13 protein-coding genes, 1 tRNA gene and 1 rRNA gene are annotated in these 24771 nt (G+C 41.6%); 12 read left to right on the top strand and 3 right to left on the bottom strand.

Annotated elements, in window-relative coordinates; translation table 11 throughout:
* Window positions 1-86: 86 nt before the first annotated feature.
* Window positions 87-204 (top strand): 5S ribosomal RNA (gene rrf, locus IM500_RS01720).
* Between the two features lie 50 nt (window positions 205-254).
* Here the strand turns inward: rrf and IM500_RS01715 are convergent.
* Complete coding sequence (locus tag IM500_RS01715; protein WP_190720825.1) at window positions 255-545, bottom strand: DUF2288 domain-containing protein; 291 nt, start codon at window positions 543-545, stop codon at window positions 255-257.
* Between the two features lie 1007 nt (window positions 546-1552).
* On the opposite strand from IM500_RS01715, the gene IM500_RS01710 reads away from it, so the two are divergent.
* From IM500_RS01710 to IM500_RS01665, 10 genes are all read left to right on the top strand, one after another.
* On the top strand, window positions 1553-9265 hold the full coding sequence (locus IM500_RS01710) for a type I polyketide synthase (protein ID WP_242034576.1): 7713 nt from the start codon (window positions 1553-1555) through the stop codon (window positions 9263-9265).
* 12 nt (window positions 9266-9277) lie between these two features.
* On the top strand, window positions 9278-10603 hold the full coding sequence (locus IM500_RS01705) for an aminotransferase class I/II-fold pyridoxal phosphate-dependent enzyme (RefSeq protein WP_287737510.1): 1326 nt from the start codon (window positions 9278-9280) through the stop codon (window positions 10601-10603).
* Window positions 10604-10659: 56 nt separating this feature from the next.
* Window positions 10660-11538, top strand: coding sequence for a class I SAM-dependent methyltransferase (locus IM500_RS01700; RefSeq protein ID WP_190720836.1), 879 nt, complete (start codon window positions 10660-10662; stop codon window positions 11536-11538).
* A 72-nt stretch (window positions 11539-11610) separates the two neighbouring features.
* On the top strand, window positions 11611-11937 hold the full coding sequence (locus IM500_RS01695; protein WP_002798831.1) for a DMT family transporter: 327 nt from the start codon (window positions 11611-11613) through the stop codon (window positions 11935-11937).
* 25 nt (window positions 11938-11962) lie between these two features.
* Window positions 11963-13168 carry an acyltransferase family protein gene (locus tag IM500_RS01690; protein ID WP_287737509.1) on the top strand — a complete coding sequence of 402 codons (1206 nt, stop codon included), beginning with the start codon at window positions 11963-11965 and terminating at the stop codon, window positions 13166-13168.
* On the top strand, window positions 13158-14465 hold the full coding sequence (locus IM500_RS01685; protein ID WP_287737508.1) for an ABC exporter membrane fusion protein: 1308 nt from the start codon (window positions 13158-13160) through the stop codon (window positions 14463-14465). The genes IM500_RS01690 and IM500_RS01685 overlap by 11 nt, the downstream gene beginning before the upstream one ends.
* 22 nt (window positions 14466-14487) lie before the next feature.
* A complete protein-coding gene (gene devC / locus IM500_RS01680; protein ID WP_287737507.1) occupies window positions 14488-15651 on the top strand; it encodes an ABC transporter permease DevC in 1164 nt (387 codons plus the stop codon).
* 20 nt (window positions 15652-15671) lie between these two features.
* Window positions 15672-16379 carry a DevA family ABC transporter ATP-binding protein gene (locus tag IM500_RS01675; protein ID WP_002775594.1) on the top strand — a complete coding sequence of 236 codons (708 nt, stop codon included), beginning with the start codon at window positions 15672-15674 and terminating at the stop codon, window positions 16377-16379.
* A 61-nt stretch (window positions 16380-16440) separates the two neighbouring features.
* Window positions 16441-16532 (top strand) — tRNA-Ser (locus IM500_RS01670).
* A 19-nt stretch (window positions 16533-16551) separates the two neighbouring features.
* Window positions 16552-17358, top strand: a complete 807-nt coding sequence (locus IM500_RS01665; RefSeq protein ID WP_287737506.1) for a radical SAM protein — start codon at window positions 16552-16554, stop codon at window positions 17356-17358.
* Here the strand turns inward: IM500_RS01665 and mrdA are convergent.
* Both mrdA and IM500_RS01655 read right to left on the bottom strand, forming a co-directional pair.
* Window positions 17355-19229: a penicillin-binding protein 2 gene (gene mrdA / locus IM500_RS01660; protein WP_190720849.1), complete on the bottom strand. Its 1875-nt coding sequence runs from the start codon at window positions 19227-19229 to the stop codon at window positions 17355-17357. The two genes, IM500_RS01665 and mrdA, sit on opposite strands and share 4 nt — an antisense overlap.
* Window positions 19230-19622: 393 nt before the next feature.
* Entirely contained in the window at window positions 19623-20732 is a 1110-nt protein-coding gene (locus tag IM500_RS01655; RefSeq protein ID WP_287737504.1) for an S-(hydroxymethyl)glutathione dehydrogenase/class III alcohol dehydrogenase, read from the bottom strand.
* Window positions 20733-20815: 83 nt separating this feature from the next.
* Here IM500_RS01655 and IM500_RS01650 point away from each other — a divergent pair, with 83 nt between their 5' ends.
* Window positions 20816-24586 (top strand): tetratricopeptide repeat protein, encoded by a 3771-nt coding sequence (locus tag IM500_RS01650; RefSeq protein WP_287737502.1) that lies wholly within the window; start codon window positions 20816-20818, stop codon window positions 24584-24586.
* The last annotated feature ends 185 nt before the right edge of the window (window positions 24587-24771 follow it).

Raw genomic sequence — 24771 nt, 5'->3', positions numbered from 1 at the left:
GGAGTACTAACCGACCGAGGGCTTGACCTGATTCTTCTTTTCACCACTTTTTCCCTAGCTTTTGCAGTCTTGAGGGTTCTACCCTTCTTGGTGTCTTTAACGTGATGGCACCACTCCGATTCCATCCCGAACTCGGTTGTGAAACTTCACCGTGGCCAAGATACTTGTCGGGTTGCCGACCGGGACAATAGCTCGATGCCAGGATTATTCTTTCCTACCCCTCAATCTCACCAGATTGGGGGGTTTGGTTTTATCTAAGCTATGGTCTGAATTAACACAAAAGGTTGCACGATTAGTGTATTAAAAAGGTTATCGGGATGGGAATTCCAATCGCTTAATTGCTCCTGTGTCGGTTTTTCCAGTAGTTTTTCCCCGATCCAATTCTGCACTTGAGCAACCTGATCACCAGCGATCGCTTCTGCCACTTCGATTAAATTGAGGGAATCGGAAACCAGGATCAGCGCATCCCTTTGAGCATGGGGGATCAAGTCACTCCACTCCACTTCGGCTAATTCCTCTAATAACTGATCGTGAATACTACCCATACTGTCAATCCTTGCGAAAAAGCTCGCTCAATAACGAATTAGCTCCTCTTTCTAGCATACAGGCAAAGGGACAGCCGATTTCCTTCCATCTATAGTAATTGTAGCGGTTCTCACACCCGTGTGTGACAGTTAAACCTTTGCTGATTAAGCTTTTCAACATCGATAATGTACCTCTTACGAACAGGAAACGCTATATCACTGTTTACTGATCACTGAAAAAGCTGACGGCTGACGGCTCAGATGTGTAATTAATTGTGCTTAGAACCTTATGACCGAAACGATTTGCGCCCCTGGGAAAGGCAGTGCTTCTCCTTCTCTGCTGCCCCAAGAGAGTCCTTCCACAGAGTCAATGCCACTGGCGGCTTGACACCTCTCCTGAACGGTTACAAAATTACTACCGGACTTGACAATTAAATAATTAAATTTTGTTTAACTAAGTATTTTTACTTAGGGTAAGCCGCTAGAATAAAAATGGGAGCGGTAAAAATAAAAAACAGTAAGCAGTCTTTATTGAGTTTAGGTAAAGTAGACCCAGAGGAGGGATAGGGTAATCGCATAAAAAGACCTCTTGACAGATACAGCTTGGCCTCGACCATTGACCATGCAAACGTTTCAGACTTTTGCTTTGTAACGAAACAGTCATAAACCTGACGTAAGCAATACTAAAGCAAATAGGTTCTTCGGTTTGTGTTATGCAATGGAGGGGGGTTATAAAGGATAAAACCCTTACATAGAAAGACATTGCTTCGATTTTTGCCAATTGTTTTCTATCTAGAACGAGCTAATCAATTGAGTCTTTTGCCAGATAAGGATTTAGTCGATTTATGCCCCCCTATCGAACCATACCAAGTAACGAAGAACCAGCAAATATTCAATCAAAAGCCAAAACCCTGTATCAGCAAGACTTTTTGCCATTCTCAATTGTCAGGTTATGTTGAAGTGCGTGCGATTGCTTTGTAATTAGTTTTATGTTAAAAGAACTTCAGAAATCAGTTGTAGAGGAAAAAATGCTTGATCTGTCTGTAGAGTCAAAATCTCAAGGCGAAGGCGAAATTTTTCAGGACATTTCTACTTTTGTAGATATTTTGAACCATAGAGCATTGCAGCAAGCCGAGCAAACAGCTTATATCTTTTTGGCTAATGGAGAAACAGAAACCGCCAGACTGACTTATCAGCAATTAGAGCAAAAAGCAAAAGCTTTGGCGGCTCAACTTCAGTTACAAATGTTTCCGGGAGAAAGAGCTTTATTGCTCTATCCATCGGAGGAAGAATTTATCATTGCTTTCTTTGCCTGTTTATATGCGGGTGTTATTGCCGTTCCCGTTTATCCTCCCCGACGTAATCAAAAGCTCTCTCGACTACAAGCAATAACTAAAGATGCTCAAGCCAAACTGGCCTTAACTACTACATCCTTATTAAGTACTATTGAGGAAAAATTTTCGAGTGACCCTGAGTTAGTAACAGTACCTTGCCTAGCTACTAATAACATCCCGGATAAGCAAGCAGAAAACTGGCAAAAACCGAATCTTTCTTTAGAGGACATAGCTTTCCTACAATATACTTCTGGTTCCACAGGTATGCCTAAGGGAGTTATGGTTAGTCATAAAAATTTACTTCATAATGAAAAACTGATTGCTTCTGCCTTTGGACATACAAGCGAAACTATTGGTGTAGGATGGTTGCCACTATTCCATGATATGGGACTAATTGGTAACGTATTACAACCAGTATACGTCGGATTTCCTTGTGTGATTATGCCTCCAGAAGCATTTATCCAAAAACCGCTCCGATGGTTACAGGCTATTTCTCGCTACAACGCTACCAGTAGTGGCGGTCCTAATTTTGCTTACGAATTATGTGCTGATAAAATTAAACCTCAAGAGCGAGAAAATCTGGATTTAAGTTGTTGGGATGTAGCTTTTACTGGGGCCGAACCTGTTCGAGCGGCTACCTTAGAAAAATTTGCTAATACTTTCGCTGATTATGGTTTTAAGAGAGAGGCATTTTATCCTTGTTATGGGATGGCTGAAACTACTCTATTTGTATCGGGGGGAATTAAAAGCCAATCTCCTGTGATTGCAGCAGTTGATAAATTAGCTCTTTTAGAAAATAGTGCCGTTACTATTAACTCTCAACACCCGAATGCTCAATTATTAGTTGGTTGTGGTCACGCTTGGTTATCAGAAAAAATTGTAATTGTGAATCCTGAATCTTTAACTGAATGTCGAGATGGGGAAATAGGAGAAATTTGGGTATCTAGTGATAGTGTAGCTCAGGGTTATTGGAATCGAACCGAACAGACAGCAGAAACTTTCAAAGCTTATTTAGCTGATACCCAGGTTGGGCCATTTCTGCGGACAGGAGATTTAGGATTTTTACTGGCTGGTGAGTTATTTATCACAGGAAGACTCAAGGATTTAATTATTGTTCAGGGACGTAATCATTATCCTCAAGATATTGAATCCACCGTCGAAAAAAGTCACCCGGGATTGCGGCAAGGGTGTGGAGCAGTATTTTCAGTGGAAATTGCTGGTCAAGAAAGGCTAGTAGTTGTTCAAGAAGTCGAACGAAGCTATCTGCGTAAATTAGACTCACCAGCGGTAATTGAGCAAATTATTCGCTCTGTTGCCGAAGAACATCAACTAGATGTTTATGCTGTGGTACTGCTGAAAACAGCAAGTATTCCCAAGACATCTAGTGGCAAGATTCAACGTCAAGCTTGCCGAGCTAGTTTTCTAGCAGGAACTCTTAATGTGATTGGGGATTGGAGTAAAAATCCTGAACATAAGAATGGATTTAAGCAGCTTAAATCAGATATTAACTCTCTGCTAAAACAAGTCAAAAGTTATCAGGTTGTTGAAGAATTCTCTGAGGTCAGTCAGAATCAAATTGTGTCCGATACTCAAGAAGCAATTGAAGAGTGGCTAATTAAAAAAGTTGCAGAGAGCTTGCAAATAGCACCAGAAAAAATAGATATTCAACAAGACTTAGCAAGTTATGGACTGAGTTCTTTAGCGGCAGTAAGTCTTTCGGGAGAGCTTGAGCAATGGCTCGGGAAAAGTGTATCTCCTATGCTGGTTTATGAATATCCTAGCATTCATGCAGTTGCTCACTATTTAGCCCTAAATGGATTAAGTTCTGAAGCTCTAGCTACAACTTCATCCACAGTCGCTCAAAAAACCTCATCACAACCTCAAAATGAGCCGATCGCTATTATCGGTATTGGCTGTCGTTTTCCTCAAGCTAAATCTCCAGACGCATTCTGGCAACTATTACGCCAAGGAGGGGATGCAATAACAGAATTATCTTCTCAAAGATGGAATCATCAAGAACTGGGCAATTTAAACCCCATAAATGGTGGATTTTTAGATAATGTTTATGATTTTGATCCTCAATTTTTTGGCATCTCACCTCGGGAAGCAGTGGAAATGGATCCCCAGCAAAGACTTCTCTTAGAAGTTAGTTGGGAAGCTCTCGAAAATGCTTGTATTGCCCCCGAAACTTTAGCAGGGAGTCAAACAGGTGTATTTGTTGGCATCAGTAGTGATGATCATGCTCGCTTGTTATCTAAAGATAATGAGTCTATAGGCACTTACTATGGCACGGGTAACGCTTTTTGTGTGGCGGCTAATCGTTTATCTTATTTTCTAGATTTCCATGGGCCTAGTTTAGCTATAGATACGGCCTGTTCTTCCTCGTTAGTTGCTGTCCACGAAGCTTGTAAGAGCTTAACAGATGGGGAATGTCATCTCGCATTAGCAGCCGGGGTAAATTTGCTGCTATCTCCCCAATTAACTATTAATTTCTCAAAAGCAGGGATGTTAGCCGCTGATGGTCGCTGTAAAACCTTTGATGAAAGTGCTAATGGCTATGTCAGGGGCGAAGGTTGTGGGGTGGTTATCCTCAAACGCCTAGAGAAGGCTATTCAAGATGGCGATCGCATTTATGCAATTATTCGCGGTTCAGCAGTTAATCAAGATGGTCACAGTAATGGACTAACTGCACCCAATAAACAAGCTCAACAAGCTGTTATTAAAAAAGCCTTAGCCAAAGCTCAGGTAAGCGCCAAAGATATTAGCTACGTGGAAGCTCATGGTACAGGTACATCTTTAGGGGATCCGATTGAGCTTAATGCTCTCAAAGAAGTATTAATGGAGGAGCGTCAATTAGATCAGCCCTGTTGGATCGGCTCTGTAAAAACTAATATTGGTCATCTCGAAGCAGCCGCAGGAATTGCCGCACTGATTAAAGTTTGCCTCGCTTTACAAAATCGTGAAATTCCTCCTCACCTTCATTTGCAAAAACTCAATCCTTATATTTCTCTAGAAGGAACTTCCTTATCTATTCCTACTCAATTACAGCCTTGGAAAAAGGGTAAAAAAGGGCGATTAGCTGGGGTATCTTCTTTTGGTTTTGGTGGCACTAATGCTCATGTTATTTTAGAAGAATTTGTTCCAGAAACCTTGGAGCAAGAGCAAAATAAACCATCTCTTGCTATCTTGACTATTACCGCTAAAACTAAGTCATCTTTGCGAGAATTAGTATCAAGTTATCACAATTATCTTCAAGCAAATCCGCAAATCAACTTACAAGACTTTTGCTTTAGTGCTGATGTGGGGCGCTCGCATTTTCATCATTGTTTAGCTATTCAAACTGAGTCTTTAACTCAATTACAATCCCAGTTAGAGGCTATTATTGAGGGCAAAGAAGCTGGGGGAATTTTGACCGGTGAACTATCGCACCAGAAGCACCAGAAAATTGCGTTTCTTTTTACAGGTCAGGGGTCACAATATATCAATATGGCCCGGGAACTTTATGAGACTCAACCTACTTTCCGTAGAACCCTTGAACACTGTCAAGAGATTCTTAGTATCTATTTAGACAAACCTTTGCTATCTATTCTCTATCCTCAAGAGGGAGAGAACTCACCCATAGATGAAACAGCTTACACCCAACCCGCCTTATTTGCCATAGAATACGCACTCGCTCAATTATGGAAATCTTGGGGTATTGAACCTAGTGCAGTTATGGGTCATAGTGTAGGAGAATATGTGGCCGCTTGCATTGCCGGGGTGTTCAGTCTTGAAGATGGGTTAAAACTCATCGCTTATCGAGGTCGTTTAATGCAAGCATTACCTTCTAACGGTAAAATGGTAGCAGTTACTGCCGACGAAGAAACTGTCAGACGTGCCATTATTTCTTATGAAAAACAGGTTTCTATCGCTGCTATTAATGGGCCATCTAGCATTGTTATTTCTGGGGACAGTCAAACCGTTGATGCAGTAGTCGCTAATTTAGATACCGAATGGGTGAAGACAAAAACCTTACAAGTGTCTCATGCTTTTCACTCACCTTTGATGGAGCCAATATTGGCCGAGTTTGCCAAAATTGCCCGAGAAATCACCTACTCAAAACCAAATATTAGCTTAATTTCTAATGTCACTGGTAAAATAGCGACAGCCGAAATAGCTACGCCTTCTTATTGGGTGAATCATATTCGCCAGACCGTAGAGTTTGCCGCAGGAATGAATACACTAGCGAGCCACGGTTATGAGGTTTATCTAGAAATTGGTCCCCAACCCATTTTAATAGGAATGGGAAGTCATTGTATTCCAGAAGGCAAGGGAGTATGGTTGCCAAGTTTGCGATCTAGAAAATCAGATTGGCAACAAATGTTACAAAGTTTGGCAGAATTATATGTTAGAGGAACACCTGTAAATTGGACTGGATTTTCAAAAGATTATTCCTATCATCGTTTGAGTCTGCCAACTTATAAATTTAGCCGACAATTGTATTGCCATGGCAGTATATTGTCCGACTGCTCCACTACAAGAGTTGAGTCAACCAATGGTAAAGGACATATTTCTCACAACAATCCTCAGGGTACTCAGCAATTTGAGTTATACTCTAGCAATGGCAATGGACATCTTCATCCTTTAATAGGAAAACGGTTACATTTGCCACTAAAACCAATTATCTTTGAATCTCAAATCAGTCAAGATTGTCCCAATTATATTCAACACCATCAGATTCAAGCAACCACTATTTTCCCTGCTACTGCTTACTTAGAAATGGCTCTTGTCGCCGGGATCAATGTTTTTAAATCCGACTCAATCAGCCTAGAAGATGTGAAGATTGAGCATCCCTTATTTTTCGAGGGTAATCAAGTCAAAGACATCGAGTTAATTCTGACTCCTCAAGATTCCCAGACTTATACCTTTGAAATCTTTAGTCTTAATCCTGTTGGCGATTCTTGGACACTTCATACTTTGGGTAAAATTATCAAAGTAACAGATATTACTCAACCCAGTCCAGTCAACTTAGAAAACTTATCAATTGATTCTCTTGAATCCGTAAATGTTGAAGATTATTATCAACAATTACAACAACGAGGAATGGACTACGGAGCAAGTTTTCAAGCCATTACAGACCTGTGGCAGTATGAAGGAATGGCTCTCGGACAGATTCAGTTACCAGAACCCTTAGTTAATGAAGCTTGTAACTACAAATTACATCCCGTTTTACTGGATGCTAGTTTACAAGTATTAGGGGCGGCTTTATCAAGAGAAGACTCTGGCGATGCTTACCTACCTGTGGGTTTAAAGCAATATCAAGTCTATGGTTCTGTACCCCTTCATCTATGGAGTAGAGTTAAGTTAAATCAAGACTCTTCTGAGCCTTCCCAAACCATCACCGCAGATGTGGACTTATTTGATGACAGTGGGGTACTGCTTGCCGAAATTCAAGGATTATCAGTTAAGCGTATTAGTTCTCAAAAACTGGGGCAAGTTGTGCAAAAAGAGGAGACAGAAAACTGGTTATATGAAATAGTCTGGCGACCACAAAACCGTGATTTGAACTTACCTTTAACCGGAGCAGAAAATCTTGGCACTTGGTTACTGTTTACCAAGGGTGATGGAATGGGTTCATCTTTAGCTAATCAACTAACACAATTAGGTGAATACTGTATTCTCGTTTCTGTTGGCTCTCACTATCAAAAGCTAAACCCAGAAAGTTATACAGTTAATCCTCTTGTTACTGATGATTTTACCAAACTTTTCCAAGAGAGCTTAGAAAATAAACCTCCCTTAAAAGGAATAGTTCATTTATGGAGTTGTGAGAATAATTCATCTACAGATTTATCTCTAGAGGCCTTACAAAAGGCGCAAGAAATAGGCTGTGGTAGTGTCTTGTCTCTAGTTCAAGCTTTAACTCAAAAACGAGGTACAAATTTACCCCGTCTGTGGTTAGTTACTCAAGGTGCACAAACTTTAGAACCCTCAGACACATCCTTAGCTATTGAACAAGCGCCTTTATGGGGACTTGGCCGAACGATCGCCCTAGAACATCCAGAATTACAATGTGTATGTGTGGATCTAGAAGCATCACCCAATGCTAACCAATCCCTACTTGTAGCGGAAATATTAGCTCCTGACAGCGAAAATCAGGTGATTTATCGTCAAGAAATCCGTCATGTTTCTCGACTGGTGCGACATAGTGCCCACAGCACAAGTCAACAAGAGAAAATACGCCCTGATAGCAGCTATCTAATTACTGGGGGTTTAGGAGCATTAGGATTAAAAATAGCTGATTGGATGGTTTCTCAAGGTGCTAAATATTTAGTTCTCACTGGACGAAGTGAACCAAATACAGAAGCTATCACATTGATTGAACAATGGAAACAGGCAGGAACTGAGGTAGTTATCATCAAGGCTGATGTTTCTAAACAAGAGGATGTTCAAAAATTATTCCAGAAAATGACAGTATCCTTACCCGTTATGCGTGGAATTGTTCATGCAGCAGGAGTGTTAGATGATGGACTCTTATCACAACTAGATTGGCCACGTTTTACCCGTGTTATGGCTCCCAAAATAACAGGAACATGGAATCTACATTGTTTTAGTTGGGATCTACCTTTAGATTTCTTTGTCTGTTTCTCGTCCATAGCCTCATTAATGGGTTCACCGGGTCAAGGTAACTATGCCGCAGCTAATGCGTTCATGGATGCTCTAGCTCACTATCGCCGGAGTTTAGGACTACCCGGACTAAGTATTAACTGGGGTCCATGGTCTGGAGTGGGTATGGCAGCCAATTTAGACAATCGCTTTTTTGCTCAAGGCATTAATCCCATCAGAATTGAGCAAGGGTTACAGATATTCGGTGAATTAATTCAAGAAAATATAGCTCAAATTGGGGTTTTATCCGTTGATTGGCCACAATTTATAGCATCTTATCCCTTTAATATTCCTCTATTGACTCAAATTGCCCAAGATGTAGGAGGATATGATGGATTATCAGCTACTCAGTCGCCAATTCTGTCTCAGTGGCAAGAGTCTTCCAGTGATTCGAGGATTTTGCTTTTACTTGCTTACATTCAAGGTTTAGTTGCTAAGAGTATAGGGACAGATGCTGCTCAAATTCATCTAGATCAGCCCCTAAAAACAATTGGTTTTGACTCCCTAATGACTGTTGAAATGAAAACTAAGCTAAGTGTTGATTTGGGAGTTGATATTCCTCTAACTAAATTTCCTGAAGATGTTACTGTTACCACTCTAGCCATTTTCGTGAATGAACAATTAATAGAGAAAGTCTCCATTTCTCCTGACCCTGTAATCAATCAAGTTGATGAAGAGCAAATTTCTGAGGAGTTGTTAGCTCAACTAAACCAGTTAACGGATCAGGAACTTGATGTTCTTTTAAGTTCTATATCATCTAATTAAGGAGATTCGAAAATGACTAATACTAGCCAAACTCTAGCTAATCTTTCCTCTCAGCAAAAACTTCAACTCATTGAAAAATTGCGACAACAAAAGGAAAAAGCTAATTCAGCCCCAGTTACTTTAGTTGATTTTTCTAACTTTGATCAACAGCCAGCTTACCAGCAAATGAAGCAGCAATTGATGCAACTTGAAGCAATTGGTTTACAAAACCCTTACTTCAAAATTCATCAAGGAGTAGCTCGCAATATTACTCAAATTGGTGAGCAAGAATTGATTAATTATTCAACCTATAACTATCTGGGAATGTCAGGAGATCCCAAGGTTTCTCAAGCAGCCAAAGATGCTATTGATCGTTATGGAACTTCTGTTTCAGCTAGTCGTGTAGCATCAGGGGAAAAACCCATCCACCGAGAATTAGAACAGGAAATTGCTAATTTACTGGGAGTAGAAGATGCGATCGTTTATGTGGGAGGACACTCTACTAATGTTATTACTATTAGTCATCTTTTCGGACGCAATGATCTGATTGTTTATGACGCACTGAGTCACAATAGCGTTGTTCAGGGTTGTCTTTATTCAGGAGCAAATTTGTTCTCTTTTGCTCACAATGATGGGCAAGCTCTCGAACAAATTCTTAAAGACAAACGTTCCAGCTATGAAAAAGCTTTGATTATCATTGAAGGAGTCTATAGCATGGATGGTGATATTGCCAACTTACCTAAGTTTATTGAACTTAAGAAACGTTATAAGACGGCTTTAATGATTGATGAAGCTCACTCTATTGGTGTACTTGGAAAGTCAGGACATGGTATTGGAGAATATTTCGGAGTTAACCCTACAGATGTAGATTTATGGATGGGAACTTTAAGTAAATCTTTCGCTAGTTGTGGTGGATATATTGCCGGCAACCATGCTTTGATTGAGTATCTCAAATATACTGCTCCCGGTTTTGTCTATAGTGTTGGCATTTCCCCGCCTAATGCCGCTGCTGCCTTAGCTGCCATTCGATTATTAAATGTAGAACCTGAGCGTGTAGAACGTTTGCATCAACGGGCAAAACTGTTTCTCCAGTTAGCCAAAGAAAGGGGACTTAATACAGGATTAAGCGATGATTCTGCTGTTATTCCCGTGATTGTTGGCAATTCTTTGCAATGTATTCAACTGTCTCAAGCTCTTTTCTATCGTGGTATTAATGTTCAACCGGTGATTTATCCGGCTGTCTCAGAACAAACAGCAAGATTGCGGTTTTTTATGAGTTGTACTCATAGTGAGGAAGAAATTCGTTTTACGGTTGAAACGGTTGCTGATGAATTAAAAAAAATTCACAACAGTTTATAGGTTGTGATTTCTGCTTAATCTAAATATCTTAGTTTTCTCAATTCAGAGGTAAAAAAATGACTGCGCTTTTAAAAATGCCAAGACTTTTCTATCAAGTTGCTAAAGTCAAACTTAGCCAAGTTAAATCTAATCAGACTGCTGATTATGACAAGGCAGCTATTTCTTACGATGATTACTACTCTCAATATCTTGGTAGTAGTGCTTTAGAACTATGGAAAAAATTACCTGTTAAAGAAGGACAATGTATTCTTGATTTAGCTTGTGGAACAGGGTTTTTTACGAGCAAATTAGCTACAAAAGTTGGTCAAGAAGGTAAAATTACGGCGGTTGATCTTTCTACTGGAATGCTTCAAAAAAATAAAGAGAAAGCATTGAATAAGAATCTCACTAACATTGATTTTATTCAATCAGATGCTCTGGCATTTTTAGCCAATCTGTCTAGTGGATCTTTTGATGGTTTAGTTTGTGGATGGGGAATTTGTTACATGAATCATTCTAAGTTGAGTAAAGAGATAGAAAGAGTATTAAAACCGGGAGGTTTTTTAGGAATCATTGAAAATCGGGCTTGTTCTCTCAAAGACGTTTCCGATCTTTTTACCCAAGTTTTGATGGATTATCCCCAAGCTATGACCAAGAATATCGATCTTCATCTTCCTAAGGATAAAGATTACTTGATTAAGGCTTTTTGTAAGAATAATCTTGAGCAACAAGAGGCATGGAATGGAGAAGTTATAATTCCTTGTACTAATGGAGAGCAAGTAGCTGATTATATGTTGAAATCTGGAGCATCAGCCGGTTTTATCAATGCGTTACGACCGGATTTAGTATCTGAAGTTTTTCAGACTTTTATTCAGTATGCTGAACAGCGATTTGAGTCTCAAAATCCTGTTTTAGTCAAACATGATTTCTGTGCCTTATTAGCTCTCAAGAATTAAATCAACCTAGCCGGATAGATATAGCATCAATATCTGGCTTTTTTTAGCTTTTTGCCCAGGAGATTTTAACTTATGATAAGTTGGTATTATCTGATCATTGCTATTTTATTTGAAACAGCAGGGACAACCTGCATGAAATTATCGAATGGATTCACTAATCTTCTACCATCTGCCCTAATTTTAGTCTGTTATGTTGCCAGTTTGTCTATCTTTACAGTCGCCCTGAGAGGTATTAATTTGAATATTGCTTATGCTGTGTGGTCAGGACTGGGAACGGCTCTAGTTGCAGTGTTAGGATTTTTGATCTTTAAAGAAAATCTAAGTCCTCTAAAAATTGTGTCAATTATTTGGATTATTATCGGAGTAGTTGGTTTAAACCTTAATATGAAACTTCATTAAACATTAATTAAGGGATGTATGTAAAATGGGAAAAAACAATGATAACTATCCTCTAAATAAACAGGTATTACCTAAACAATACTCTAATTTTTTGTACGGACTACGAGGTCTAGCTGCTTTATTTGTCTTAGTAAGCCATATATGGTATCAAATTTGGCCAGCAGATGCAGAACCTTTAGGGTATTATGAACGTCCAACAGGATTAATATTGTTTCTAACCAGTTGGCTGTACTATGGACATTTTGCTGTTGTTATTTTTATTCTCCTTTCTGGATTTTGCCTAATGTTACCTGTTATTCAAGGAGATGGAACTTTGCCGGGAGGAACGGTGGAATTTCTCAAAAAGCGTTCCCACAGGATTTTACCACCTTATTATTTTGCCCTTTTATTTTCTCTATTCCTGATCGATATTTTTATCGGGACAAAAACCGGCTCTCAATGGGATATTAGTATTCCCGTGACTCGATTAGGAGTAATTGCCGATTTGTTAATGCTTCAAGATTTTATTGCCCCTGTCCAAGTTAATTATGTGTTTTGGTCTTTAGCTGTAATTTGGCAACTTTATCTTTGTTTTCCCCTAATTATCCTTAGTTGGCAACGCTTGGGAAGTTTGGGAACAACAATTGCTGTAGGTTTTTTATCCTACACAATTATCTTACTTCTTGAGGCGGCTCATGTCGAAGATGTGCCTCCCCAATATATCGGTTTATTTTTCGATTTTACTTTAGGAGTCTTAGCTGCAACTCTTGTGTTTTCTCAAGACAGTTTATGGATCAAAATACGTGAGTATTTTTCTAGTCAAATTATCGCCGTAATTTGTGGATTATTAATTATCGGCTTGTGTTATTTGTGGGGATTTGATAAAGTTGAACAAAACTTAGCATTTTTGGATAACTTATGTGCGTTTGCTACTCTATCTATACTGGTTGCAGGAGCAAGTCTGAAACCAAATTTTATCAAAGATATACTCTGTTTCAAACCTCTTGTTTTTGCGGGAACTTTTTCCTATATTCTGTATTTAATTCATGCCCCTCTTTTACAACTGATTTGGCAGTATTTTCTCCATCCATTAGGATTGGATAAGGCTTCAGAATTTTTCGGGCTATTGGTAATTGCTCCACCCCTGATTATTGGGTTTTCCTTAATCTTTTTTCGGTTCTTTGAACGTCCTTTTTTAAATCGTCGCTCACGGTCAGTGAATAACGACAAAAGAAATAGCTATGAAACTTAATTTATGCTCAAAATCTTTTCCTTCTTGGCACTGGATTTTAGCTATCGCTGTTATTACTACGACTATCACCAGTGTGGGTATAGTTTATCAAGTTTTGCCTCTCAGATGGAATAATTCACATCCCTCTGAATCAAAAGCAACAATACTCCCTATTACAAAAGTAGCTGCTTTGGGAAGATTAGAACCCGAAAGTGAGGTTATCCGTCTTGATGTTCCTTTGCCTTTAGATGGCGATCGTGTAGAACAATTATTAGTTAAAGAAGGGTCGAAAGTATCAGTTGGACAAATAATAGCAATTTTAGATTCCCGTAACCGCTTACAATCAGTAGTTAAACAAAATCAAGAACAGTTAAAAGTAGTTCAAGCGCGTCTAGCTCAAGTTAAAGCAGGGGCAAAGGTTGGAGAGATTAATGCTCAAAAAGCGACGGTAGAAAAGGCTAAAGCTGATTTAGAGGGACAAACTAGAGAGCAAAAGGCAACTATAGCCAAACTACAAGCACAGTTACAGGGAGAAAAAGCCACACAAAAAGCGACAATTGCCCGTTTACAAGCAGAACTAGAAAATGCTAAAACTGAATGTCAACGTTATCAGATGTTATATCAAGATGGAGTCGTATCTAGTTCTGATTATGATAGTAAGTGTCTCAATCAAAAAACCCTGCAAGAAAGTCTCAAAGAAGCGCAAGCAGATCTACAACGTATTATTACCACTTATCAAGAACAGATCGCCGAAGCTCAAGCTAACTTAGAGCGTACTAAGGCAACAGGAATACAGCAAATTCAACAAGCAAAAGCTACCCTTAATCAAGTGGCTGAAGTTCGTCCAGTTGATCTACAAATAGCGCAAGCAGAAGTTGATAATGCTGTGGCTAATTTACAACAAGCACAAACGAACTTAAATCAAGTTTATATCAAGAGTCCTATTAACGGACAAATTCTCAAAATTCATACGCGAGTTGGCGAAAAAATTGGTGATTCTGGTTTGCTAGAACTAGCACAAACAAATGATATGGTGGCTGTGGCAGAGGTGTATCAAACTGATATTGATCAAGTGAAACTGGGACAACAAGCTGTCATTACTAGCCAAGCTTTTTCGGGTAAATTAAAGGGTACTGTCTCTCAAATTGGTTTACAAGTAAATCGGCAAAATGTCTTTAGTAGTCAACCGGGAGAAAACCTAGATCGCCGAGTCATAGAAGTCAAAATTCGTCTCAATTCTCAAGATAGTCAACGGGTAGCCAGCTTAACTAATTTGCAAGTACAAGTGGAAATACAAGTTGACAATCCTAATTCTTAAACCCTTAATATTGAGCCAGTATATGCCCAAGAAACTGTTCCGTAAAACCCCCCTAGCTTTACTTCAGCTAATGAAAGAAAAAATTCGTCTTAGCGTTGCGATCGCTGGAATTGCCTTTGCTGATATTCTTATGTTTTTCCAATTGGGAATGTTAGATGCTTTGTTTGATGGTGCTGCGAAATCTCATCAACTTTTACAAGCGGATCTAGTCTTAGTAAACTCTCAGTTTCAAACCCTATACTTGGTTAAACAATTTCCGAGAGAACGATTATTTCAAACCCTCGCTTATGAACAGGTAGAATCAGTTTTACCTATCTATATAGGGTTTGCTCAGTGGCGCAATCCTGAAACTCAAATCAATCGCAATATTTTAGTTTGGGGAATTGATCCTGTTAATCCACCTTTTCTCCCTACAGAAATTAAGTCACATCAATCACAGTTAAACCAACTCAACCGAATCCTATTTGATCAAGGATCTCGACCAGAATACGGACCAATGACTGATTCATTCAAACAGCAAGGAAATGTAGAAATCCAGATGAATGATAAAACAGTAGATTTGATAGGTTTATTTAATATAGGAGCTTCTTTTGTAACTGATGGGAATGTCATTACCAGCGATTCGACTTTTCTTAACCTCTTTCCTGATAATAAACCTGATAGAATATCTATGGGTTTGATTAGGTTAAAATCAGGAGCTTCTGTTGAAAAAATTCAGGAACAATTGACAGCTAATTTACCCAAAGATGTGAAAGTGTTTACTCCGGCTCAATTAGCTCAAAATGAGATTAATTACTGGGAAGCTCAAGGGATTGGTTTTGTTTTTGGTTTAGGGGTAATGGTAGGGTTTATTGTTGGTATTGTAATTGTTTATCAGATTCTTTATGCTGATGTATCAGATCACCTACCAGAATATGCTACTATGAAAGCTATGGGCTACAGTGATGGCTACTTACTCGGTGTCTTAATACAGGCTTCATTATTATTAGCTATTTTAGGTTATATTCCAGGTTTTTTCTTTTCGATCGGACTGTATCAACTTGGTTATAGTGCTACTCAATTACCAATTATGATGAAGGTTAGTCGTGCTGTCATGGTATTAATATTGACAATTACTATGTGTGCTGTTTCTGGGGTGATCGCCATGAATAAACTGCGTTCTGCTGACCCGGCTGATATTTTTTAGTTTCGAGGATAGTTACAACTATGGAAATGCTGCAAATTGAATCTGTAACTTCATTAGAACCTGTTATATCTATCAATTCTCTTAACCACTATTTTGGTGAAGGAAAACTGCGTAAACAGGTATTATTTGATATTAATCTTAATATTAATCTAGGAGAAATTGTCATCTTAACAGGTCCTTCTGGCTCCGGCAAAACTACCCTACTAACTCTGATGGGGGGGTTACGTTCCGCTCAAGAAGGGAGTCTCAAAATTTTGGGACAACAAATATATGGAGCAAGCAAAAACCAATTAACCCAGCTTCGTAAACAACTTGGCTATATTTTTCAAGCACATAATTTAATGAGTTTTCTGACTGCTAAACAAAATGTTCGCTTATCTCTGGAACTTCATGAAGAATTTCTTCAGGAAGATTTAGACATCAAAGCACAAGCGATCTTAGAAACAGTTGGCTTAGGAAACCGAGTCGATTATTACCCAGAAAATTTGTCTGGGGGACAAAAACAACGGGTTGCGATCGCTCGCGCCCTCGTCAGTCATCCCAAATTAGTCCTCGCTGATGAACCGACCGCGGCCTTAGATAAACAATCCGGGCGCAATGTGGTGGAAATCATGCAGAAATTGGCAAAAGAACAAGGTTGCACGATTTTACTTGTCACCCACGATAACCGGATTTTCGACATCGCCGATCGCATTGTCAATATGGAGGATGGTCGTTTAGGGGATTAACTGCCCAAAAATTACTTGCCAAAAATCGGCCTTTCATGTTAGACTAAAATAATGTCATCTTGGAGAGGTGGCAGAGTGGTCGAATGCGGCAGATTGCTAATCTGTTGTACGAATCGTAAGACCGTACCGAGGGTTCGAATCCCTCCCTCTCCGTCTTCTTTCGGTATTTTCGATGACTGCTCGCCAAGATTATTTCTGCTCCGTATATGGTCCGGTTGCCTCTTGGCGTTTCGGCAGCTCTCTGGGCATTGATCCGATTGGTTTAGTTTCCACCTGTTCCTTTAACTGTGCCTACTGTCAGTTAGGAGAAATTGAGCAAAAAACCGAGCAACGAAGAATTTTTATCACCAGCGAACAAATTAGCAGGGATTTAAGTGCCTTTGCCCCCTGGGACGTGGATATCGTCACTCTCAGTGGTAGCGGGGAACCTACCCTCGCCCTCAATTTAGGGGAAATACTGGCCACCGTCAAGGAAATAACCGAGCGGCCGGTGGCGGTCTTAACCAATAGTACCCTCTTGGGAGATGCCCAAGTGCGTCAAGACTTGAGCAAAGCTGATATCGTCGCCGCTAAAATCGATGCTGTTTCCGAGGCCCAATGGCGACGGGTTAACCGTCCGGTCTCCGGTCTGGATTGGCAGGAGCTTTGGTGGGGATTAAGACAATTTCGCCAAGAATGGTCGGGAAAACTAGCAATTCAAACCATGCTACTGGCCTCTTGGTCGCCCCAAGATCAAGACCGATACATCGATTTGATGCAACAGCTACAACCGGATGAAATTCAACTTAACACCCCGACCCGTCCCCGGGCAAGACAAAGACAATTAGAAACCCGTGGTAATAATCCCCTCAGCGCGGGCGACGGAATGCAAATTCTCAAACCCGTAAACGCTGAAATATTGGCGATTTGGGCGGAAAAAATCGCCACGGCCACGGGAATTACCGTGCGCTGTGTGCCGCTTACCGCCACAGGTCTCTAAGGCTTCGGCCGGGGTTTTTCTTCTTTCGGCTTCACATTAAAATAAGCCTCCATTACCTGACGTACCATAGGTGCGGCCACTTTACCACCACCACCGCCGGAATGTTCCGCAAAGGCGACCACGACAATTTCGGGCTTATCAAAAGGGGCGAAAGCTCCAAACCAAGCGTGGGACTTGCCTGGAGGTGCTTCTGCCGTGCCGCTTTTGCCCGCTACAGGCGGTAAAGCGGGGTCTGATAGGGCCCGCCCCGTTCCTTCCGCTACCACGGCTCTCAGGGACTTTCTCAGGGTGTCTAGGGTGCTAGGTTTCATGTTCAAAGACTTGCGCCATTCCTTAACATCCCGGGCATCCTGTAAAAGGTGCGGTTTCACCAAAAAACCGCCGTTAGCGGGGACAGCAAACATCACAGCTACCTGTAGGGGAGTCGCCAGGGTAAATCCTTGACCGATCGACATATTAATCGTATCCCCTACGGACCAATCCCAGTTTTTAAAATTACGCAGTTTCCAATCGCGATCGGCAATTAACCCCGGAGTTTCTTCCGCTAATTCTATCCCGGTTTTCTGACCGAAACCGTAGCGCCGAGCCATGGCAATTAAAGCCGGTCCCCCCACCCCGCGACCTATTTGACCATGAAAAGTGTTACTACTCATGGCCATGGCCCGGACAAAACCGATCGGACCAAAACCGGCGTGATTCCATTCCCCAAAAGCTGTCCCCCCCACATAAAGGGCAGCAAAGGTATTTAAGACCGTATTGGGGGGAAATTTACCCGATTCCATGCCAGCAGTGGCAGTGACGACTTTAAAGGTGGAAGCGGGGGGGAATCCTTGCAGAGCGCGGTTAACAAACGGGTTGCCCTCCGCTTGTAGTTTTTTCCAAGTGGCGGTGGTAATTGGGGCTGAGAAAACATTGGGATCAAAACTAGGATAACTGACCATGGCCCGCACGGAACCATCCCGGGGATCGATCGCCACGATCGCACCTTTGCGTTTTCCTAAAGCGGCCTCGGCGGCTTTTTGGAGTTTTAAATCTAGTGTCAGGGTGACATCTTGCCCCGGTTTAGCAATTTTTTGGCCGAGAATTTGGATTACTTGTCCCGATCCGTTGACCTCTAACTGCATTCCTCCCCATTCTCCCCGCAATTTTGACTCGTAGGCGGCTTCCACACCCATTTTACCGAGGACATCTCCCAATCGGTAGCCCTGGGGTCTTTTGGCTTGATATTCCTCCGGGGTTAGTTCCCCCGTATAACCGAGAATATGCGCCCCGACTTTACCATTGGGATAGTAGCGCACTGATTCCACGTCCACTTCAATGCCGGTTAATTCGTCTTTGTATTCCTCTAGGGCGATAATTTGAGCCGGAGTTAAACCCCTAGCGATGCGGATCAGGGTGGAGGGGTTTTCGTCCGCTTCGTTAATGCGTTTTTCTAGGTCGCTTTTGGGAATGCCTAAAATACTGGCTAAACGGTCAAGATTGAGTTTTTGAGCGGGATTACGCTGGGATTTGGGCCAAATATAGGCCGCATGGGTTAAGCGGGCCGTAGCCAAAACTTTGCCATTGCGATCGAATAAGTTGCCCCGGACTGGGGGTTTGGGAAGAATGCGAATCCGGTTATTTTCTGCCCTTTCTCGGTTAATTTGTCCTTGCTGCAGTTGTAAATAGGCCAATCGTGAGCCGACTCCTCCTAGCAGGACAAGGCTAATTAAGCCCATAATTAGCCATGACTGACGCTGACGACCGACTAGACGCTCTTTATCTTTGATTTTATTCTGTAATTTATTCGGCGCTGGCCGCGTCGGCGAGGTGAGCGTTTTTTTCCGTTTCAGTTTGACTTTGGTTTTTGATAGGAGTCCGCTATTACGCATTTGCTTAAAGTTAAAAATTTAAAAGTTATTAGGGCAGTTATCAGTTATCAGTCATCAGTTATCAGTTATCAGATTTGAGTTCTAAGTGAGTAGTATGTATTAAGTGAGCAGTATTAAATAGTAGTTTGCCACTGTCTTTTCACTGTTTACTGCTTACTGAAAAGGACGCAATACTAGGTGATTTAGCTCCTCTGTTTACTAAAGTTCAGGGTATCCGCAATATATCTTAACAAAATCGGAGTAAATACTGGGAGTGGAAGGAACCACTCCAGACACAGAGGACACAAAGATTGAGCGCTTCTATAGTAAGTTAAAGAGAGCCTGGAAACTGGCGCATACATATAGTTAAAAGTTTGTCAAGTATTTCTTAACCCAATTTAACATTATCCCTGTTCAAAATGTAATCACACTGCGGATAGAATCCCCTTGGCGCATCAGGTCAAAAGCCTCGTTAATCCTTGCCAGAGGTAGAACGTGGGTGATTAAATCATCAATGTTAATCTTGCCCTCCATGTACCAATCGACTATTTTTGGTACATCTGTACGTCCTCTCGCTCCACCAAAAGCCGTACCTTTCCAGACGCGTCCGGTGACTAATTGAAAAGGACGGGTACTAATTTCTTGGCCGGCCCCAGCTACACCGATAATAGTGGCAACACCCCAACCCTTATGGCAACATTCCAAAGCTTGACGCATAATCTGGACATTGCCGATACACTCAAAACTATAATCGGCCCCACCCTTAGTTAAATCCACCAGATAGGCCACTAAATCCCCCTCGATTTCTTGGGGATTAACAAAATGAGTCATCCCGAATTTGGTCGCTAAAGCTTGTTTCTGGGGATTGATATCGACCCCGACAATCATATCGGCCCCCACTAAGCGGGCCCCTTGAATAACATTTAAACCGATACCTCCCAGACCAAAAACCACCACTTTTGCCCCCGGTTCCACTTTAGCGGTATTAATCACCGCACCGATACCTGTAGTGACTCCGCAGCCGATATAACAGACTTTTTCAAAGGGAGCATCGGGGCGAATCTTAGCTAGGGAAATCTCCGGCAGCACGGTATAGTTAGCAAAAGTCGAGGTTCCCATGTAGTGATAAAGAGGCTGACCATCGAGGGAAAAACGACTGGTTCCATCTGGCATTACTCCCCGACCTTGGGTAAGACGAATTGCTTGACAGAGATTGGTTTTAAAGCTGAGACAGTATTCGCACTGACGACATTCGGGAATGTATAGGGGAATAACATGATCCCCCACTTTTAGGCTAGTGACACCTTCTCCCACTTCTACCACGATTCCGGCCCCTTCGTGGCCTAAAATTGAGGGAAATAAGCCTTCAGGATCGGCCCCAGAGAGAGTATAGGCATCGGTGTGACAAACTCCCGTGGCTTTGATTTCTACTAACACTTCCCCCGCTTGCGGTGCTGCTAATTGTACCGTTTCAATAGTTAGGGGTTTTCCCGCTTCTAGGGCAACTGCCGCTCGAACATCCATAGGCTCAAAGCAATAGGTTTTTTCCAGTATAATACCGTTAAACTGCTGAAGAGTTGTAATAGAACAATTCTCAACTTATCTCTATGCCAGTCCTCACCATCCGCGAAGAAGGAATTAACGATGGTGGCTTTACTGCTACTCTCAATTTTGATAGCGGTAACAGCTACCCAATTACGGTTACTGACCCCTTTACTAACCAAGAAGAAAAAGACCTAGAATGGTACTTTGAGGAATGGTTAGTATTTCCGACGCTAGGGACGGATAAGGCGCAAAAAGCCGCCAACAGTGTCCAAAACTATGGCGAAAACCTATTTAAACAGGTTTTCCAGAGTAATTTAAATGCTTATGGGGAATATCGAGACTTGCGAAAGCAGTTAAGTCAACTGCAAATTATCATCGAAAGTCAGTCGCCAGAATTTCAAGCTTTACATTGGGAAGCGCTGAAAGATCCTGATTTACCGCGTCCCTTTTCTATAGATTGTATCATCTCCCGCCAGCGTCGAGGGGCTACAGTTGTCCCGGTGCAAATGGCCACTTATCCTACTATCAATCTTCTGGTGGTGATTGCGCGTCCTAATGAGGAATCTGATGTTAACTATCGCACGATTTCCCGTCCTTTAGTAGAACTGGTAAATAGTAGTGAAATACCGGTAAAAATTGATATATTGCGTCCCGGAACTTATGAATCACTAACCAGACATCTGGATGAGAAGGGAGAAGGATACTATCATGTTATTCATTTCGATGTTCATGGCGGATTAATGGAATATGAACAGTACCAAAGACAGGTTCACGGGGATTCTTGGCGCTATCAAAGGGGATGGGGACTGGAGGATTTAGCAGAATATGAGGGAGTAAAAGCTTTTCTGTTTCTGGAAGGAGAAGAAAAAGGTCAAGCAACTCCGGTAGAAGCGACGGAATTAGCGAATTTACTCACTGGGAAAAATATCCCTATTTGTATTCTCAATGCTTGTCAGTCAGCAAAGCAAATTTCCCAGGAATCAGAAGACTATCGGGAAACCAGTTTAGGAAGTCGTTTGATGACTGCGGGAATGCAAGCAGTGGTGGCGATGGGATATTCGGTGACGGTTTCTGCAGCTAAGTTGATGATGAAACCAATTTATCAGCAATTATTGAACGGAAAAGACCTAACGGAAGCGATGCGAAAAGGACGGTTAGAGTTATTCAATAATAAGCAACGCCGCGCCTATTATAATACGATAATAGATTTGGAAGATTGGTTATTACCGGTGATTTATTGTCGCGGTAAAATTAATCTCAATTTGCGTCCATTTACTCCAGAAGAGGAAGAAAAATACTGGGAACATATCGGCAATCAATATGTCTTTCCTTTACCAGAATACGGCTTTGTCGGCAGGGATTTAGAAATTCTCAAGATGGAAAAGGCGCTGCTGAAACATAATATCCTTTTACTCAAAGGAATGGGAGGGACAGGAAAAACTACCTTACTCAATTATCTACGAGAATGGTGGCAGAAAACCAACTGGGCGACCCATATTTTCTATTTTGGTTATGATATAAAAGCTTGGACGTTAGAACAGATTGTCCATGAAATTGGTCAGGGAATTTATAATCGCTTTGAACAGGCGAGTTTCCAAAAGATGAACCTGAAAGCGCGAGTAAAGAAACTAGAGCAAAAACTCCGCAGTGAGGCGTATATTCTCATTTTAGATAATCTGGAGTCGGTGACGGGACAACCGTTAGCAATTCAGAATACTTTACCGGAGAATGAGAGGGAAGAAATCGCCGAATTTCTCAAGAATTTGGTCGGGGGAAAGACGAAGGTTATTTTGGGTTCTCGCAGTGAGGAAACTTGGCTGCAACGCAGGACTTTTAAGGAGAATATCTATCACTTACAAGGATTAGACCAAGAGTCGAGAACTGAATTAGCGGAGAGAATTTTAGAACGTCAGGCGAAGAGTCGGAAAAATGCGATTAAAAAGGATGATTATTTTAAACGTTTGATGAAGTTGTTGGCGGGATATCCGTTGGCGATGGAAGTGGTATTAGCGAATCTGAAGCGACAGTCACCGGAGGAGATTTGGCAAGGGTTACAGTTGGCGGAATTAGCTGATGTGGGGGATGAAGATAAGACTAATAATATCATCAAGTGTGTGGAATATTCCCACAGTAATTTGTCGGAGGAGGCGCAGAAGTTGTTACTCTGTTTAGCGCCTTTTAGTGGGTTTATTTGTACAAATTTTATTCCTCAATATAGCCACCAACTACAGCAATTAGAACCTTTACAAGGCTATCAGTTTGACCAATTTGATGCAGCGATAGAAGAAGCGATTCATTGGGGTTTGCTTTCGCCGATGAGTGAAGAAATGCCGAGTTTATTGACTATCCAGCCCATTTTTCCCTACTTCCTGAAGACGAAGTTAAAGGAATTAGCACCAGAGACACAAGCAGCAATTTGGGAGGGTTTTAAGAATCATTACCGAGACTTGGCAGGTAATTATAGTAACTTACTAAATTCCAAAAATCCGCAAGAGAAGCAGTTAGGGATATTGTTCTGTCGCTGGGAGTATGAAAATCTGTTTAATGCGTTGCAGATTTGTTTGAAAAAGCAGGAAAATATTGGGATCTTCTTTTGCTTAAATAACTATTTTTCTGTTACCAATGATGTTAGTAGCAGACTGAAACTATGCGAGAGTGTTTGTCAAGCTTGTCAAAGTTATCCTGAGCAGATTAAAACTGGGATAATCGGTAGTAACATTGTTGGTGCTTTGGGCAGTCTCGCCATCGCCTATATCGCCTATAAAGATACAAAAAACTATGAACAAGCGAAACAGACTTATCTAAAAGTCATTGAATTAACTCAAAATCTCCAAGGGGTGGACGAGCAACGAAAAGCCTATTCATTGGGAAATGCCTATCACAATTTGGGAATGGTAGCGCAAGAATTGAGGGAATGGGAGCAAGCCCGAAGCTACTACCAGCAAGCTCTTGAGATCAAGATTGAATATGGGGATCGCTTCTCTCAAGCCAGCACCCTGCACGGGTTGGGAATAGTAGCGCAACAATTGAGGGAATGGGAGCAAGCCCGAAGCTACTACCAGCAAGCTATTGGGATCTGCATTGAATATGGGGATCGCTACTCCCAAACCAGACCCCTGCACCAGTTGGGAATCGTAGCGCAACAATTGAGGGAATGGGAGCAAGCCCGAAGCTACTACCAGCAAGCTCTTGAGATCTACATTGAATATGGGGATCGCTTCTCTCAAGCCAGCACCCTGCACGGGTTGGGAATAGTAGCGCGACAATTGAGGGAATGGGAGCAAGCCCGAAGCTACTACCAGCAAGCTCTTGAGATCTTCATTGAATATGGGGATCGCTTCTCTCAAGCCCGCACCCTGCAGCAGTTGGGAATCGTAGCGCAAGAATTGAGGGAATGGGAGCAAGCCCGAAGCTACTACCAGCAAGCTATTGAGATCTTCATTGAATATGGGGATCGCTACGGGCAAGCCGGAACCCTGCACCATTTGGGAATCGTAGCGCAAGAATTGAGGGAATGGGAGCAAGCCCGAAGCTACTACCAGCAAGCTATTGGGATCTGCATTGAATATGGGGATCGCTACGGGCAAGCCAGCACCCTGCACGAGTTGGGAATCGTAGCGGAAGGAGTTGGGGAATTGAGCCAAGCCAAAAGTTATTACCTGCAAGCCTTACAAATTTGGGCAGAATTTAACGATGGTTACAGCGTACAAACCTTTTCTTTGCCTCGTCTTGTTGCTCTTTATCGGCAAACGCAAGATGAGGAGATTTTCGTTGCTGCGGCTGATATTTTGGGGATTGGGGTTGAGGAGGTGCGGGGTTTGCTGGAGGGTTAGAATGGGTTTTGGGCGTAGGCTGCGTGTTTGCGGCTATCAATTCAGTTAACGTAAGTAGCTGGTTATAATTAAATTAAAAATGGATTTTAGGTTCGATCCCCCCTGCCCCCCTTGATAAGGGGGGAATAACGAACCTAGTTTGTTGTTGCGCTCCCTTCGCTAAATTCTCTCCCCTTTCCTTGTAG

Source organism: Microcystis sp. M179S2 (assembly GCF_020245805.1).
Taxonomy (GTDB): domain Bacteria; phylum Cyanobacteriota; class Cyanobacteriia; order Cyanobacteriales; family Microcystaceae; genus Microcystis; species Microcystis aeruginosa.
This window is presented reverse-complemented; position numbering and strand designations above follow the sequence as displayed.